Annotated in this window: 14 protein-coding genes; 5 read left to right on the forward strand and 9 right to left on the reverse strand. The window is 61.5% G+C overall.

Features of this window, described 5'->3' with window-relative positions:
- Positions 1-139: 139 nt before the first annotated feature.
- Positions 140-1,357, reverse strand: a complete 1,218-nt coding sequence (locus AB4Y34_RS15565) for a hypothetical protein (protein WP_368716523.1) — start codon at positions 1,355-1,357, stop codon at positions 140-142.
- A gap of 852 nt (positions 1,358-2,209) precedes the next feature.
- Between AB4Y34_RS15565 and AB4Y34_RS15570 the strand changes: the two genes are divergently transcribed.
- Positions 2,210-2,626, forward strand: coding sequence for a mucin-associated surface protein (locus tag AB4Y34_RS15570; RefSeq protein WP_368716524.1), 417 nt, complete (start codon positions 2,210-2,212; stop codon positions 2,624-2,626).
- A gap of 889 nt (positions 2,627-3,515) precedes the next feature.
- Here AB4Y34_RS15570 and AB4Y34_RS15575 read toward each other — a convergent pair.
- Positions 3,516-4,004 (reverse strand): hypothetical protein, encoded by a 489-nt coding sequence (locus AB4Y34_RS15575; RefSeq protein ID WP_368716525.1) that lies wholly within the window; start codon positions 4,002-4,004, stop codon positions 3,516-3,518.
- Positions 4,005-4,487: 483 nt separating this feature from the next.
- Complete coding sequence (locus AB4Y34_RS15580; RefSeq protein WP_176379798.1) at positions 4,488-5,288, reverse strand: helix-turn-helix transcriptional regulator; 801 nt, start codon at positions 5,286-5,288, stop codon at positions 4,488-4,490.
- Positions 5,289-5,628: 340 nt separating this feature from the next.
- On the opposite strand from AB4Y34_RS15580, the gene AB4Y34_RS15585 reads away from it, so the two are divergent.
- Positions 5,629-6,552 carry a DMT family transporter gene (locus AB4Y34_RS15585; protein WP_368716526.1) on the forward strand — a complete coding sequence of 308 codons (924 nt, stop codon included), beginning with the start codon at positions 5,629-5,631 and terminating at the stop codon, positions 6,550-6,552.
- 136 nt (positions 6,553-6,688) lie between these two features.
- Positions 6,689-6,820 carry a hypothetical protein gene (locus AB4Y34_RS15590; protein WP_255208780.1) on the forward strand — a complete coding sequence of 44 codons (132 nt, stop codon included), beginning with the start codon at positions 6,689-6,691 and terminating at the stop codon, positions 6,818-6,820.
- A gap of 182 nt (positions 6,821-7,002) precedes the next feature.
- Here AB4Y34_RS15590 and AB4Y34_RS15595 read toward each other — a convergent pair whose 3' ends face one another.
- Together AB4Y34_RS15595 and AB4Y34_RS15600 are read right to left on the reverse strand one after the other, a co-directional pair.
- Positions 7,003-7,605, reverse strand: a complete 603-nt coding sequence (locus tag AB4Y34_RS15595; RefSeq protein ID WP_176379796.1) for a phosphatase PAP2 family protein — start codon at positions 7,603-7,605, stop codon at positions 7,003-7,005.
- Between the two features lie 32 nt (positions 7,606-7,637).
- Positions 7,638-7,829, reverse strand: a complete 192-nt coding sequence (locus tag AB4Y34_RS15600; protein ID WP_368716527.1) for a hypothetical protein — start codon at positions 7,827-7,829, stop codon at positions 7,638-7,640.
- 178 nt (positions 7,830-8,007) lie between these two features.
- Here AB4Y34_RS15600 and AB4Y34_RS15605 point away from each other — a divergent pair, with 178 nt between their 5' ends.
- Both AB4Y34_RS15605 and AB4Y34_RS15610 read left to right on the forward strand, forming a co-directional pair.
- Positions 8,008-8,358 carry a NirD/YgiW/YdeI family stress tolerance protein gene (locus AB4Y34_RS15605; RefSeq protein ID WP_176379795.1) on the forward strand — a complete coding sequence of 117 codons (351 nt, stop codon included), beginning with the start codon at positions 8,008-8,010 and terminating at the stop codon, positions 8,356-8,358.
- A complete protein-coding gene (locus tag AB4Y34_RS15610; protein WP_368716528.1) occupies positions 8,358-8,930 on the forward strand; it encodes a class I SAM-dependent methyltransferase in 573 nt (190 codons plus the stop codon). The genes AB4Y34_RS15605 and AB4Y34_RS15610 overlap by 1 nt, the downstream gene beginning before the upstream one ends.
- Positions 8,931-8,976: 46 nt before the next feature.
- Here AB4Y34_RS15610 and AB4Y34_RS15615 read toward each other — a convergent pair whose 3' ends face one another.
- The 4 genes from AB4Y34_RS15615 to AB4Y34_RS15630 form a co-directional block, all read right to left on the reverse strand.
- Positions 8,977-10,926 (reverse strand): M48 family metallopeptidase, encoded by a 1,950-nt coding sequence (locus tag AB4Y34_RS15615; RefSeq protein WP_368716529.1) that lies wholly within the window; start codon positions 10,924-10,926, stop codon positions 8,977-8,979.
- A 51-nt stretch (positions 10,927-10,977) separates the two neighbouring features.
- Positions 10,978-11,577 (reverse strand): LemA family protein, encoded by a 600-nt coding sequence (locus AB4Y34_RS15620; protein WP_368716530.1) that lies wholly within the window; start codon positions 11,575-11,577, stop codon positions 10,978-10,980.
- Between the two features lie 285 nt (positions 11,578-11,862).
- Entirely contained in the window at positions 11,863-12,609 is a 747-nt protein-coding gene (locus AB4Y34_RS15625; protein WP_368716531.1) for a DUF1796 family putative cysteine peptidase, read from the reverse strand.
- Positions 12,610-12,766: 157 nt separating this feature from the next.
- Entirely contained in the window at positions 12,767-13,546 is a 780-nt protein-coding gene (locus AB4Y34_RS15630; protein ID WP_368716532.1) for a Crp/Fnr family transcriptional regulator, read from the reverse strand.
- Positions 13,547-13,618: the final 72 nt, after the last annotated feature.

Genomic DNA, 13,618 nt, shown 5'->3' on the forward strand with positions numbered 1-13,618 from the left:
AGGCAGTCGTTGGCCATGAACGATCGGCCGTACTTTTCATGCTTGTATATGAACCCCTTTACCCCGTAGCGTGTATTGCGCCTGCCGCGGCGCGGGTCGGTTCAGAGCGGCACCGTTTCTGATGGCACCGCCGGATCCGTCAACGGTCCTCAAACGGCAGGTTCCAGTCCGTGATTGCGTTCGTATTGTCATCGACCGCGGCAAAGTGCACGTGCTCGTTCATCACCCGACCAAACGCGATGCCGAACGCACCGTCTGGCGCCGGATCGATCGGCAGTTGCGCAACGAATTGCCCTTGCGGCGTGAACTCGACGAGTTCACTCGGCTGTGCCGGATCGGGGTTGATCGCGTCGCCGTTTGAGGTGAAGAGATGGCCGTTCGGTCCCGACGCTAAACCGAGCGCTCCATGCAGGTGCTTGTTGTCCGCGTAGATCACCACGCCCTTGCCGCCGTCATGCTGTGAGGTGCCCGCACCGAACACTGCGAAGATCGCATTGTCGACGATCGACGCAACGTAGAGCACATCGCGTAACGGATCGTACACGAGCCCGGCAGGCCCGATCTCCACTGCTGCCGGGTCGCCGCGGAACTGGTAGCCGGATGCGACCTGGATTGCCCTCACGAGATGCACGCCGCTGTCGTCGACCGTGACGTCGAGCCGCACAACGGTTCCGTTCAGCACGTTCGAGACGAACACTTTCGCGCGATCGCCCTGGTCGAAGACCGTCATACCCCATGGTCCATCGATCTTCGCGGCGGTCGTCCACTGCGCGATCATGTTGCCGCTGCGGTTCACGATGATCAGCGAGCCGGGTTTGATCGTGTGGAACGTGCCGTCAGTAGTGGGGGTGTTACCGACCAGCACGAAGCCGCCGCGCAGCACATTGAGCGCCATGGTGAGGCCAAGCCCGGGGGGGCCCTGGAAGAATGTCGTGGCTTGCTTCGCGCCCGGCACGATCTTGACGATGGTAGTGCCGGTGCCCTGCACGTTCTGCGCATTGTTGAAGTTAGACACCAGCAGGTCGCCCGGCGCGATGGTGCCGTAGGTGGGAAAACCGGCCGGCACGAACGCGACGCCATACGGATTGAGGTCACCATTGGCCGGCACGGTGGTCGATGTGACCGAGGGTGGCGGCAGCAATGGGACGGAATCTTCGGCGTACACAAAGTTTGCTGCGCCGAGCGCGACGCCGATGCCGCACAGCGCGAGCAGCAGACGGCGCCACGGGTGGCCGCGTGCGCTGCGCGCGGGACGGCCCGAACGGGTAGTACTTCGCGCGAGCATGGGCTGCGTTGCTTGCGCGGGGTTGGCAGGCGCCGCAAGACGCGGAGCCAGGCGTGTGATGACAGTTTTCATGACTCGACTCTCCACGAAAGCTGCGGCAGCCTCCATCCACGTACGCGCGAACGCCCTGTGGGTGGTGTGCTGGCTGTCGCGAGCGATCCCGCCTGATGCGTTGCATTTGCGCCACGGCGAGCGCGCGAAGGCCCCTCACCCGCGGCGGGTGATGCATCAGGCGATACAAAGGCGGCGTTGTGGCAAGGTGCGCGGCAACACCGTTCTTGCCGGCACGACCGGTCCGGCAGTCAGGGCGGCCCGGCCGCGAGACGGAGGGGACCGCACGTACGCACTAAACGGCTGCGCGCGGCAAATATTCCGGCGATAGCAGTCGAAATGCGCTTGCCGACGCCTCGGCTCAGCCGCCTTGCTCCTGACGACCTGGACAGGATCAGGACGAGGCAGCACCGCTTGACGCCGATTGCCCGCAGCGACGATTGGCAGCGGCGGGAACGAGTATTCGCATTGCATTCGCGGTGCGCGAGTCGGCCTTCGTTCGAGCGTCTCCGTTCGTCAAAGGCAAACTGCGACCAGGCGCTGGCAGACGAGCTGGAGCTTAGCCAGCGACGATGCGCCAAACTTCAGGTCGCATTGCCGGCATGACGCACGCCATTTCCGGGCAGAAGATCAAGCAGGCCGTTCGGCGGAACACTTAAGCTTTTATGCGCGTCACGCGATGTGTTCGCTTGCGAACACATCCAGATCGAATGCGTCCATGCTGTGATCCATTGTCGGGCTAGCGATGTGAGACTATGTGCTCTCCCACGCTGGCCACGCTGCCTGCGATAAAAAAGTCGACCGTAGGAGACGCGCATTTCATTGGGAATCCTTTGGGGGTTCTACCATTAACTCGACCATATGAGGATTTCGATGACACTGAACGTGGACGGCACGGCTGGCGTGCCGGATGAGATCGTTACGACGCCGACCGATGAGTCAATCCAGGAGCCCAATGCGTCAGGAGACGTTGCGGACCTGGCGGTAGCTGGGTCAGCCGACGTTGCAGATGCGGCGGTAGCTGAGTCAGCCGACGTTGCAGATGAGGCGGTAGCTGAGTCGGGCGACGTTGCGGATCTGGTGGAAGCTCAGTCAGGCGACGTTGCAGAAGTTGCGCAAGCTGGGTCAAGCGACGGTGCAGTTGTGGCGGAAGTTGCGTCAGGCGACGCCGTTGATGCGCAGGTAGCTGGAAGTGCGGGGGCGGATGCCGGCGCACCCGCTGATGAGACCCCAGCGGCCGATCCAGTAGATCCGGCCGTCGATCAAGACGGCGAAGTCAACGAGGATTGACGATCGGCACTCCGGGCAATCCTTGTACCGCCCCGTTTCGCACCCGGCACCGGGAGTGGCGTAACCGGTGCCGGAGCCACAGCCGGGGACTTATCGCGCCACGGACGGCGGCATGATCGGTGCGGGAGGCATAAGACTGCAAGCGGCCAACTTCTGCCGTTCACCTTTGGGCTTGCTCGGCCATTCAAGCGGCAAATGCCCCTCAAAGAACGGACCTTCGTGCCGCGCGTCCCGACGACGGCGGCCACGTTGCGCGAATCAACGTGCGACAGCCCGGCAGGTTAAAGTGTCCACTCGCCTGCCTGGGAAGATAGTTGTATTCCAAGCTGGACCTTTGAAGAAGAGGTCGTCAACACGTTCCGTATAAACGCTCACGGTCGACGTGCCTGTGCCCTCTGCACGCCTGCTTGCGGATTGGGAAAGCGAGGTTCCCATCGAAGACGCCCCTTGTTCCGCGCGCACTTAAGGTGGCATTCGACGTCGACACTTCGGCATCGCTGCAACGGGATGAAGAGCAAGTCTGGTTGAACGGCGCACAATTCGCTGTGTGTCCAGAATCTGGTCGCTGGTACGTCAACAGTCTGCGCAATCACGTTTTTCGGATAGTGACTCTCACCGCGCTGTTCATAAACCCTCGATATCCACCCGTACTCTTCGGCGTTGACCTTGGCGTGCATGACAGGACCGGATGATGCAGCCTGCGCGAATGCGGAAGTTGCGCAGAACGATGAGCACACTGCTGTTAAGTCGGGAGGCGAAATACATGATGGGATTCCTTATCGATCAATTGTCGTTTTCTTCTTCTCTGCAAGTAGACAGTCATTCCGCATGTTGCGGCCCACCGATGCAGGTCGAGGGAGCAGTCGTAGATCGCGTCACCCTCAGCGCATCACGTGGGTCGATCGTCAATGACGAACCATCGGAGCGTGCGAGCCGGTTGGTCAGGCACGGCAATTAGCGTGGGCAGGCTGCCGATCACGCCCTTCACCTGGGCGACAAACGCGTCACCCTTCATTGACGCGCGGGAGACGGTTTCCAGGCCGCACTGCGCCGCCGTGTTCAAGCGTGAGTGATCGATGGTGAGCCACCAGTCCGTCATCGTGTAGCCCGTGTCGTGGGCTTCGATGCACGTCCGATAGTTCGAAGCGACAAACTTCCCCACGTCACCCGAGGCCGCAACCACCGCCCACGCCTTCTCGTAACTCCCGCCAGCCCGTCCCGCAGCGCCCCCCTCCATCGACTGCGTTTGCAGCCCATAGGCCACGGCGACGCCTGCAATTGCAACGAATCCAGCGAGATGCACGGCAAGACGCTTCGCTGCCTGACGGCCCGATTTCGGTACTGAAATCATGACGTGATCCCCTTCGTTCGACGACAAGGTCGGATCCCCGTATCTGTGGTTGTTATGGTCGCCCTGCAATACAGTTGCGGGCTGGACCTTCTACGGGATCGTAGATTATTCGCTGACGCCCGAACATAACCTGAATAGGTGATCGCGTGAGCCCGGCCAGTGCCGACGGCGCCGCTCCCGTTCACTTCGGAAAGACAGCCTGACGGCGCGATATTCGCACTCTGGAATGAGCTCGCGGACTTCGCGGTCGGTGACGGCGAAGCCGCCGTTGGGCACCTGCTGTCGCGGAACTAATCGGCGTCGTACCTGACGGACACAGTTGAGGGCGCGCCGGGGGCCAGCGGCGCGCCACTGCCGGGCTCAGGCATGTGATATGGGTCTGGAATTCCCTGAATCCTGGGCTTTGGATATCGTTGATCCAGGTCGTCAGGGCGATGTGTGAATTGGGAGGTACATCTGACTGGCTGCCCTAAGGCCCGCTGCTTGCAACGCCCCAGCGCCTGCAGTTTGCTATCGCAACTTGCCGAGCCACAGCGCGGTCAGCGTCGAGCGATTTCGGACGTTGAATTTGGCGTAGATCGACTTGATGTGGACATGCGTCGTGTTCGGACTTTGGTCGAGTTTCTGCGCGATCTGCTTTTCCGTGAGTCCGTCGAGCAGCCCCAGCAGCACCCTTCGCTCGGCCGTCGTCAGGGGAGCGTCGGCGATGAGCAGGCCATGGCTGAGCAGTTGCTGCCGGTTGAACCATCTCAGCCCATGCATCACGAAGCCCAGACGCTCGAGATCCGGCGCAGAGAAACGAGGTGCCCGCACATCGCGAAACACGAAGAGATGAATCCGCACATCGTCGTTGAGCGAGCAACGCACCTGGATGCTGTCGCCGTGTCCGACTTCGAGGTAGTGGCGCCGATAGTGCTCACCTTCAAACCATTCGGCGGGCATCGCCTCGAAGAGCAGGTTGGCGCAGAACGGCTCGTGCCCTGACGCGGCCACGACATGTGACGAGTCGACGTGGCCGGACCAGAGCGTGTCGTACTGCTCCTGCACCGAAGCGACCATCGCCGGTACCGGATGCAGGAGCCGAACCAGTCGTGGACGCCAGCCGAACAAAGGATCCTTTGGCGCGAGCGAAGGCAATCGCACAACAACGGCCCAAAGCGCATTCTGTGCCTTGACCATAGCACAGAGCGTGGTCAGCAGATGGGGCAGCGCGACATCGCCATCACCTGCTGAGAACTCGGCCAGCCGATCCCAGAGTGCATAGACGTCATCTTGGACCGGTGGATTGGTGGAATCCGCGAATGGAAGCATGTCGTCCTCAAGAAAAATGTGCGGATCACCGATCTTCGGTGAGCATGAGGGTACCACCTTTTTAGGTAGTACCCACGCGCATCACGGTGCTCGATACTGATGTGCCGCTCACAGCCGCGACCGTCATCAACTGGAACTAAACAGCACTGGGTCGCCGCGCGCACCGTGGCGAGCCCGAGAAAGATCACCTTGAATCTTGCGCGCATGGCACAACAGCGGCAACTGGAAAAGGGCAGTCTGAAAAACATCTGCAACCTGGTGGCATGGGGCACCGTCGTGCGAGAGTCGACTCGCGCCAGACGAACGCCCGCCCGCAATGTGGTCGCGCTGATCGCCCCGCATGTTTGCGGTGCTGAGGAAAGGAACCGTGATGAATGCATATCTGGATCCCGCAGACGCGAGTGCAATCACACCTTCTTGCGCCTTGCAGGGCGCGGCCGCTATCGCTGCATTTGCCTCGAACGCTCTGCTGTGTCGCGTCGCGCTATTCAGCAACAGCATCGACGCAGCTACGTTTTCCGATATCCGGCTGCTGGCCGGAGGTGCGACATTGCTGGCCGTGACGAAACTGAGGCCGGAACGTGCTCGGCAATCCAGTGCTGACTGGGTTTCGGCGACTGCGCTAGGCACTTTCATGATCCTGTTCTCGTTGTCATATCTATCCCTCGGTGTCAGCACCGGTGCGCTTGTCCTGTTCGGGACGGTACAACTGACGATATTGACTTCTTGTCTCCTTAAAGGCGAACGCTTCCACCGCGTGGCGCTAATTGGGTATCTGGTGGCTATTGCCGGACTGCTAGGCCTGACAGCCCCTGGCGCCGGCGTTCCGGGATTATCAGGCTTGCTTATGATGGTCGGGGCGGGCGCTGCATGGGGGCTCTATACCCTGAGAGGCAAGCGCGTCGCGAGTCCACTATCAGCAACGACAGGAAACTTCCTTCGGGCGACACCGATCTGCATCGTCTTAGGATTGATCCTTCACGCCCCTGCACATGCGAGCGCAGCCGGAGTTGCCCTCGCTGTGGCTTCTGGTGCCGTGACATCAGCAATTGGCTTTGTAGTGTGGAGTTCGACGATCCGAAGACTGACTGCAATGTCCGCGGCTGCCATCCAACTGCTAGTGCCGCCCGTTGCGGCGCTCGGCGGCGTTCTTTTCCTACATGAACCCATGAGCACGCGTCTCACTTTCAGTTTTGTTGCCGTCCTTGTCGGCATTTCGCTGACAGCTTCGGCTGGCGCCAGACGCAACGGCAAAGCTCGATAAGCGCGCGGCCTATTCGCGGAAGATGAGTCCTGCTGTTTTCGTTGACGTGGTCATCTGGGTAAGGGCCGGCCTGGCTCTGTGCATCCCTCCGCGAGATTTCGATCACCTGCCATTGCCCCGACAGCGAGGTGTCACCATGAAACAAGCTATTGGCTTTGCCATCGCCTGCTGGCTGTCTGCTGCAATCCTGCTTCTCTTGGATTCTACGGCCGCAATAGCGCTGAGTGTCACGCTGGTCCTGGCGGGGATGGATCTGTTCGCGCCTTAGCAAACCGCTGCGATCCTCGGTGCAATCCACGCTTCAATTCTTGCGCAGACCGTTTGTGTGGCCTGTGTCGTGAGGCGTGGATGCAATGTCGAGTCTCGATTGCAAATGGCAGAGGTGGCTCCGGATATCCCAGACTGCCAGCGTCTTCCCCCGGCGGGGCGGCGAGCGTCGCAGACAGGCAATCACGGCCTCAGCCAGCCTCGGCTGATCGGCCATGCGAGCAGCGTACGATAGAGCGTGACCACCAGATCCGTCATCGCCGTGCCACCCGTTTGCCACAGCCGCGCAATTGCCGCATAAGCGATGCACGCGACGGCCACTGCCCCGATCATGTCGAGCGGAAAATGCACGCCGAGAAACACGCGTGCCCACGCGACGATGATACCCACGACGAGCGTCATGCCACCGAGCCAGCACATCCGCCCGAAGAGCAGCGGCAGCGCGATGCTGGCAAAGAGGGTGGCGTGATCGCTTGGGAACGACGAATCGGGCACATGCGCCAGGAACGTGTGGCCGAGCCCGATCATGAACGGGCGGGGGTGCTGCCAGACGAGACCGATCAACTGGTTGACGCCGAGCGCCAGCAGCGCGACGCAGCAGGCACGCAGGGCCAGCTCGCGCCGCTGGCGGTCCCCGGAAAGCCACATCATGACCAGCATGAGGGGGACTAACCAGATCAGATAATTTGCAGAGACGAGCGCCGTGCTGACCAGCCATCCCGGCGTTGCCGGCGTGCCGTTGATCATCAGGAAGAGCGCGTGGTTGAATGCTTCGATGGTATTCATTGCGTCGTTTTGTGCTGAAGATGAAGAATGCGTCAGCCGCCGTGCGGCTGCGGCTGCGGCGCTTGGCTACACATGACAAGCGGCACCGCAGCGAGCGCGCCCTGCTCGCGAGATTGGACACGCCGAAAGCGGCCGTAGGGTAGTGCGGCGAAACCTTCCCGGCGCAGGCCGAGTCTTAGTCCATTGCCGAGCAGCGGATCGTCCTTGGCCAGCAGTATTCGCATCCGTCGTCATCCTGTTCCCGCCGGTTCCGTGACGCGGCGTCGCAAGCTTACCGGCCGGAAGGTTAACACTGCATTAAGGGGCGGACACAGCGCAGCGTCGCCTTCACTCTGGCTTCAGCCTCGGTTCCGTAGACTGCTTTCTGTCGCGACCACGATGTCGCCCGTTCAAGGAGAACCAATGAAGAAACTCATTGTTGCCTGCCTGATCGCCACGTCCGCCGCAGAGGCTCACGCGGTATGCACAGGCCCTGGTGCCGAAGCGACGGCCACGACGGTCCAACAGCTTCGCGACGCAGGCAGGGAAGACCAGCGCATCGCACTGCGCGGCCATATCGTGAAATCCATCGGCGACGAAAAGTACCAGTTCGCCGACAGCACGGCAGAGCTCCCGGTCAAGATCGACCACAAACGCTGGCCGGCCGCACAGCCGGTGAATCAGACGGGCACCATCGAGCTGACCGGCGAGTACGACAAGGAAATCGTCGGCGCATCAAAGGCCAAGGTCTATGACATCAAGGTGGTGCAGTAATGGTTGCCGGCCCCCTGCACACGTCCCGGCTGTTTGCACGGGAATGGGCGACGGCGCCCTGGTCGGTCGGCGCCATCTGCCCGAGCTCACGGCGACTCGCCGCGCGCCTCGCGCGGGAGGTGCCGGCAGGCAACGGTGTGGTCATCGAACTCGGTGGCGGTACTGGCGCGGTCACGCACGCGTTGCTCGAAAACGGCGTGCCAACCGACCGGCTGATCGTCGTCGAGCGCTCCCCTACCTTCGTGCAGCATCTGCGCAGGCGATTCCCGGATGTGCCGGTCATGCACGCCGACGCTGCCCGCCTGGCCTGGTGCCTGCCACTGGACCTGCGCGTCGACGCGATCGTGTCGTGCCTGCCGTTGCGCTCGTTGCCTCAACGCGAGGTGGATGAGATTGTCGACCAGTGGCGGCAGGTCCTGCGTCCTGGTGGTGTCGTGATTCAGTTCACCTACGATATCCGGCCGGACCGAAACGTCGTGAATGCCGGTGGGATGGGCGACTTTGTGATGCTGTCGAGCCGGATCATCTGGGCTAACCTGCCGCCGGCCCGTGTCGTGACGATGCAACTATGAGCGGCACAACACTCGGCGGGAGCGCCTCGCACCTGCATTGCCAGGACTACTCTTCTTCCGCTTCTCGCACGACGAGCGGCGGTAGCGGGCAGCCGAGCGTATCGCAGATGGCGCGGAGCAGCTCCGCTTCGCGGACGGTGACCTGCTGGTTTGCCAGGATGCAGGCCGCGCAGGCGGCGACGATCCGGCGCTTGATGGCCGGGATCGATTGATTGAGCGTTTGCAGGGCCGCGTCGAATCCGGCGAGGGAGCACTCTTCGCGAGGCCGCAAGCGGTAGGCGTGCTCGCCGCCGATGTAGCCGCGCATGCCCGCATCGAAAGCCCGCGCGGCCTGATCGGTTTCCGGTTGGCCTTCCCAGGCCAGTAGCGCCAATACCGTTGCCACCGGGTGCGCGAGGCTCTGCAGGGAACTGCGCATTGCACGCGCCGGGCGCTGCGGGAGGAATTGGGCGTCGAGATGGCGATGCAGTACACAGCGAAGCGTGTACTCGAACAAGCTCAGCCGCTGGTCGGCGATCATTAGCATCTCGACCTGAGCGCGGAATGAATGATGCTGCCGCGGCGACATCTGCCGCAGTGCTGGCAGGCTCAGGTCCAGAAGGGGCAGCCGATGCGTGTCCGGCAAAGCCTGGACAGGGGCGATCAGCCGCAGGGTTTCGGCAAAGTCCTGAGGCTCAGCGCCGGCTTTCAGCCGGGTCAGCTGGAGTTCCCGCAGGTCCGACCCCGGGTCCATGAGGAGGGCGTAGACCAGGGCGCGAGCACTGAACGGCTCCTGGGCGGCGACCCGGAGCACGTCTGGCATACCGTCGTGTAACCCCTGCGCATAGCTAATCAGTTCCGGATCGATGTGGCCGACCCGGGATGCTGTTTCGTCGGCGAGCCCCAGGACCGGCAGCGGCACCTGCGGAAGCCCCGGCAACGTAGGAGCCCCGCCGAACGGCGGGGCATGGCTGGGCCGGGGGCCTTCAGGTTCTTCCCGATCGACACCTACCGGCCGCACCTCCGGGAACCGGCCGTCGAACTGGGGATTGAGCCGGCGGATGCGCTCGACGAGGGGCGGGTGGGTAGCTAGCAGTCCGGCGAGTCCCTCGCCAGCGAAGGCGTTGGCGAAAAACATGTGGCCGGCCTCTGCGGCTTGGGGGTTGCCGATGCGTGAGCCCTCAGCCAGCCCACCGATCTTCTTTAGCGCCCCGCCGATTCCGTCGGGGTTGCGCGTGAACTGGACGGCACTGGCGTCGGCCAGGTACTCGCGCTGCCGAGACACCGCCGCCATGATCAGCCGACCGAAGAACGCTCCCACGAGGCCCAGCACAAACACGCCCAGCCCCAGCAGCACCATGCCGCCCTGGGCATTCTGCCTTCCCGACGCGCGTCCTCTGGAAGCGAACATGAGGCTGCGGCCGATGATGGACAACACCATGATCCCGAAGATCAGACCGATTAGCCGGATGTTGAGTCGCATGTCGCCGTTGAGGATGTGGCTGAACTCGTGGGCCACCACGCCCTGGAGCTCGTCGCGGGTCAGGTAGTCGAGGCAGCCCTGCGAGACGGCGACCACGGCATCTCCCGGAGCATAGCCAGCCGCGAAGGCATTGATCCCGGGCTCGTCCAGAATATAAACGGGGGGTACCGGCACTCCCGCAGCGAGGGCTATCTCCTCGACAACGTTGAGCAGCCGTTTCTGCCGCGGGTCGGTGGTCGTGCCGGGCACCTCTACACCGCCCAACATCAGGGCGACGGCCTGGCCGCCGGAAGCGAGCTGACTCACCTTGAATGCGCTGGCACCGCCGACCACAAGGCCCACCCCCAACGCCGCGAACAGGAGCATCTCCGGCTGCCACCAGGACACGGGTGCGTGGGCGTCATACGTGCTGAACGCCACGAGCAGCCCGTAGACCAGGGCGATCAGTATCAGGATCGCCAGGACGAAATAGACCACCAGCTGAAAAGTCTTGCGTCGGGCCGAATCCTGCTGCTGAAAGAAATTGGTGGTCACGGTCAGAGCGGCTTGGGGAGCATGAGACGCATAGAGCGATGGGGTCCCGGCTTACCGGAACGACACCTTGGGCGCCGCGCGCTCGGTCTCCGCGGTTTCCAATAGCGTCGCCTGCTTGAAGCCGAACATGCCGGCCACCGTAACCGCCGGGAACACCTCGCGCCGGATGTTGTACTCGGTGGCGGCATCGTTGAACGCCTGCCGGGCGAAGCCGACCTTGTTCTCGGTCGAAGTCAGCTCTTCCTGCAAGGCGAGCATGTTCTGGTTGGCCTTGAGGTCCGGGTATGCCTCGGAGAGGGCAAAGAGCCGGCCCAGGACGCCGCCCAGCTGAGCCTCGGCCTGGTTGAACCCCTTAATGGCCTCCGGGTCGCTGGGGTTGGCGGCGACTTTCTGCTCGGCAGCCATCGCGCTGTTGCGGGCCTTGATGACGGCGTCGAGCGTCTCCCTCTCGTGGCCCATATAGCCCTTGACCGCTTCGACCAAGTTCGGAATCAGGTCATAGCGCCGCCTGAGCTGCACATCGATCTGCGCGAAGGCGTTCTCGAAGCGCTTCCGGGCAACCACCAGCCCGTTGTAGATGCCCATTAGCCAGAGCGCAAGCAACAGCCCGATGCCCAGGAGCACGAGCAGGGTGACGATGACGGGACTCATTGGCCGTGACCTCCGACGAGAGCACTGCTGGTTTGGACCACCGCACGACTATGGAAACAGGATAAACGAAATGGCGTTCAATTCAATCAAGTCGGCATGCCGATACAAGTAAAACGGCGGAGATTCATGCTCTGCCGCTCGCCGCCAATCCAGTTGCGGCGAGGCCAGAACAGCATCGTCGGTATGTATTCAGTCGTCCCGCCGATCCGCCGGGAGACTATGGTTAGTTATCGTCGATCTGGCTAACTGATCACGAACTCGACCTGACGATATGTGCTTTCCGGGTCAAACTGTCAAGGTGCGCGTCGATGCCTCATGACCCGCGCGAAGAACAATGCGGTTGCGCTCGAACATCTCCGCCCAACCTTTGGGCGACACCATATAGTCGCTGCAATCGCCATACTCGACGATCGAGTCGCTGAAGATTTCGGAGCCGCGATACGAAAAAGCCTCGAAACCTGGCTTGTTCGTCGCGAACAAATCGAACTGCGTGCGCGGCAGAAGCGCCGAGAGCACACGGTGAATCTCGATGCATTGATCGGGTTGAATGTCGCCGTAATCGCCATTCAAATACACCGGATCGTTGCCGCATCTGTTTCGAACGAACAACACCTTTTTGCCGTCCAGTTCGTTGACGAAGCGATCAATTCTCCGGGCATATTTCTTCCGCAGATCCGGAAGCTGCTTTTCGACGTCGTCCACAATCACGCGACCTTCTTCATCTCTCGCGAAATCGTGGTGATACATGAGATTGAACCGCGTATCGACGACGGTGCCTCGATCCGCAGGAATAGCCAGATGCGACGGCTCGAACAGGCCGCTGAATCGCGCATCGAGAACGTCGAGCAGAGCTTGGAAGGGCGTCATCCACCAATCGAACGGATAAGCCGTTCGCGTCTCGAAGTGATGGCGGATATTCCAGGTCACTTCGCAATTCGAGCCAATGCTTATGACCCGATCGTATGATCGGACGCGCGGATTCTTTCGGTTAAAGACGGCGAATTTCTCGAGGAACTTTAGCTTGGCTTGCATGAAAGTTTCGGCGGCAATGCATATCGCACCGGAACTTTAAGTAAAGCAAACCAACGGGGCTGAGTGTGTGATGGGCGTCACAAATCGTGACGCATGGATTGGAATGCTCAATCGGTGCAGCGTCGCTCCTGCCAGGGCCTATCTCGAACAACCGGTTTCAGGAGGGGCGCGATTGCCCGACCGTAGCGCCTTCGCCCATCGCTTTCGCACGTAGTTGCAACTCAGCCTCGCCCCTCGCAAGCTTGGCCAGCATTTCCGCATTGCGAACGATCAGGCGTCGATAGTCACGTTCGATCACCTCTCCGTCGATAAAAGAGCGGATCGCGCGCGATACTGTTTCGCGGCTCACGTTGGCCATGATCGCAATGGCCTGCTGATTGGGTAGATTCTCGATGGTCAACAGGCCGCCTGCACTCGTTTTCATGGAAGCCTCGAGCACTGAATAGACCCTGGCGTAAGCGCGCGTCAGACCGAGCATCGACCGGTAATTCGAAGCCTGGCGAATCGTGCGGCACAGCCGTTGCAACAGCGCCTCCACCACTGCGGGATTACGGTAAAACAGTGTTTGCGCCTGATGCTTCGGCAAAAAGCCGACCACTGATTCCGTGATCGCAATGATCGAAGCCGAGCGAGGACCGCCGTCGATAATCGACAGCTCGCCAAAATAGTCACCCGGCTCGACGAAATCGAGTCCCACCTCGCGGCCGTCTTCCGACAGTGCGATCACCTGCAGGCGGCCGGACATCAACATGAGTAGCGATGAACCGGCGTCGCCCTTATGAACGACGAATTCCCGCTTCGAGAAGCGGCGATAGCGAATGTGGCGGCTGGTCTCTTCAATGACTTCGTTCGCAACGTTGCGCAGCAGCTTTTGTTGTTTCAAGAGATCAATGGCCTTTAATGGGCCGCCATTGATCCTTTCTTCTTGGGTCGACATCTCTCTCAACTGTAATTTGCTGACACGGGCACGCAGGACGATATGCGTATCGAGCGCTGGTATCTGTGACGG

The organism is Paraburkholderia sp. BR10954, from assembly GCF_040965775.1.
GTDB lineage: Bacteria > Pseudomonadota > Gammaproteobacteria > Burkholderiales > Burkholderiaceae > Paraburkholderia > Paraburkholderia youngii.

Excerpts from the sequence above, each read along its gene's own strand:
- AB4Y34_RS15565 (WP_368716523.1), bottom strand. The coding sequence starts at position 1,357 with ATGAAAACTGTCATCACACGCCTGGCTCCGCGTCTTGCGGCGCCTGCC.
- AB4Y34_RS15570 (WP_368716524.1), top strand. The coding sequence starts at position 2,210 with ATGACACTGAACGTGGACGGCACGGCTGGCGTGCCGGATGAGATCGTT.
- AB4Y34_RS15580 (WP_176379798.1), bottom strand. The coding sequence starts at position 5,288 with ATGCTTCCATTCGCGGATTCCACCAATCCACCGGTCCAAGATGACGTC.
- AB4Y34_RS15585 (WP_368716526.1), top strand. The coding sequence starts at position 5,629 with ATGTTTGCGGTGCTGAGGAAAGGAACCGTGATGAATGCATATCTGGAT.
- AB4Y34_RS15590 (WP_255208780.1), top strand. The coding sequence starts at position 6,689 with ATGAAACAAGCTATTGGCTTTGCCATCGCCTGCTGGCTGTCTGCTGCA.
- AB4Y34_RS15595 (WP_176379796.1), bottom strand. The coding sequence starts at position 7,605 with ATGAATACCATCGAAGCATTCAACCACGCGCTCTTCCTGATGATCAAC.
- AB4Y34_RS15600 (WP_368716527.1), bottom strand. The coding sequence starts at position 7,829 with ATGCGAATACTGCTGGCCAAGGACGATCCGCTGCTCGGCAATGGACTA.
- AB4Y34_RS15605 (WP_176379795.1), top strand. The coding sequence starts at position 8,008 with ATGAAGAAACTCATTGTTGCCTGCCTGATCGCCACGTCCGCCGCAGAG.
- AB4Y34_RS15610 (WP_368716528.1), top strand. The coding sequence starts at position 8,358 with ATGGTTGCCGGCCCCCTGCACACGTCCCGGCTGTTTGCACGGGAATGG.
- AB4Y34_RS15620 (WP_368716530.1), bottom strand. The coding sequence starts at position 11,577 with ATGAGTCCCGTCATCGTCACCCTGCTCGTGCTCCTGGGCATCGGGCTG.
- AB4Y34_RS15625 (WP_368716531.1), bottom strand. The coding sequence starts at position 12,609 with ATGCAAGCCAAGCTAAAGTTCCTCGAGAAATTCGCCGTCTTTAACCGA.
- AB4Y34_RS15630 (WP_368716532.1), bottom strand. The coding sequence starts at position 13,546 with ATGTCGACCCAAGAAGAAAGGATCAATGGCGGCCCATTAAAGGCCATT.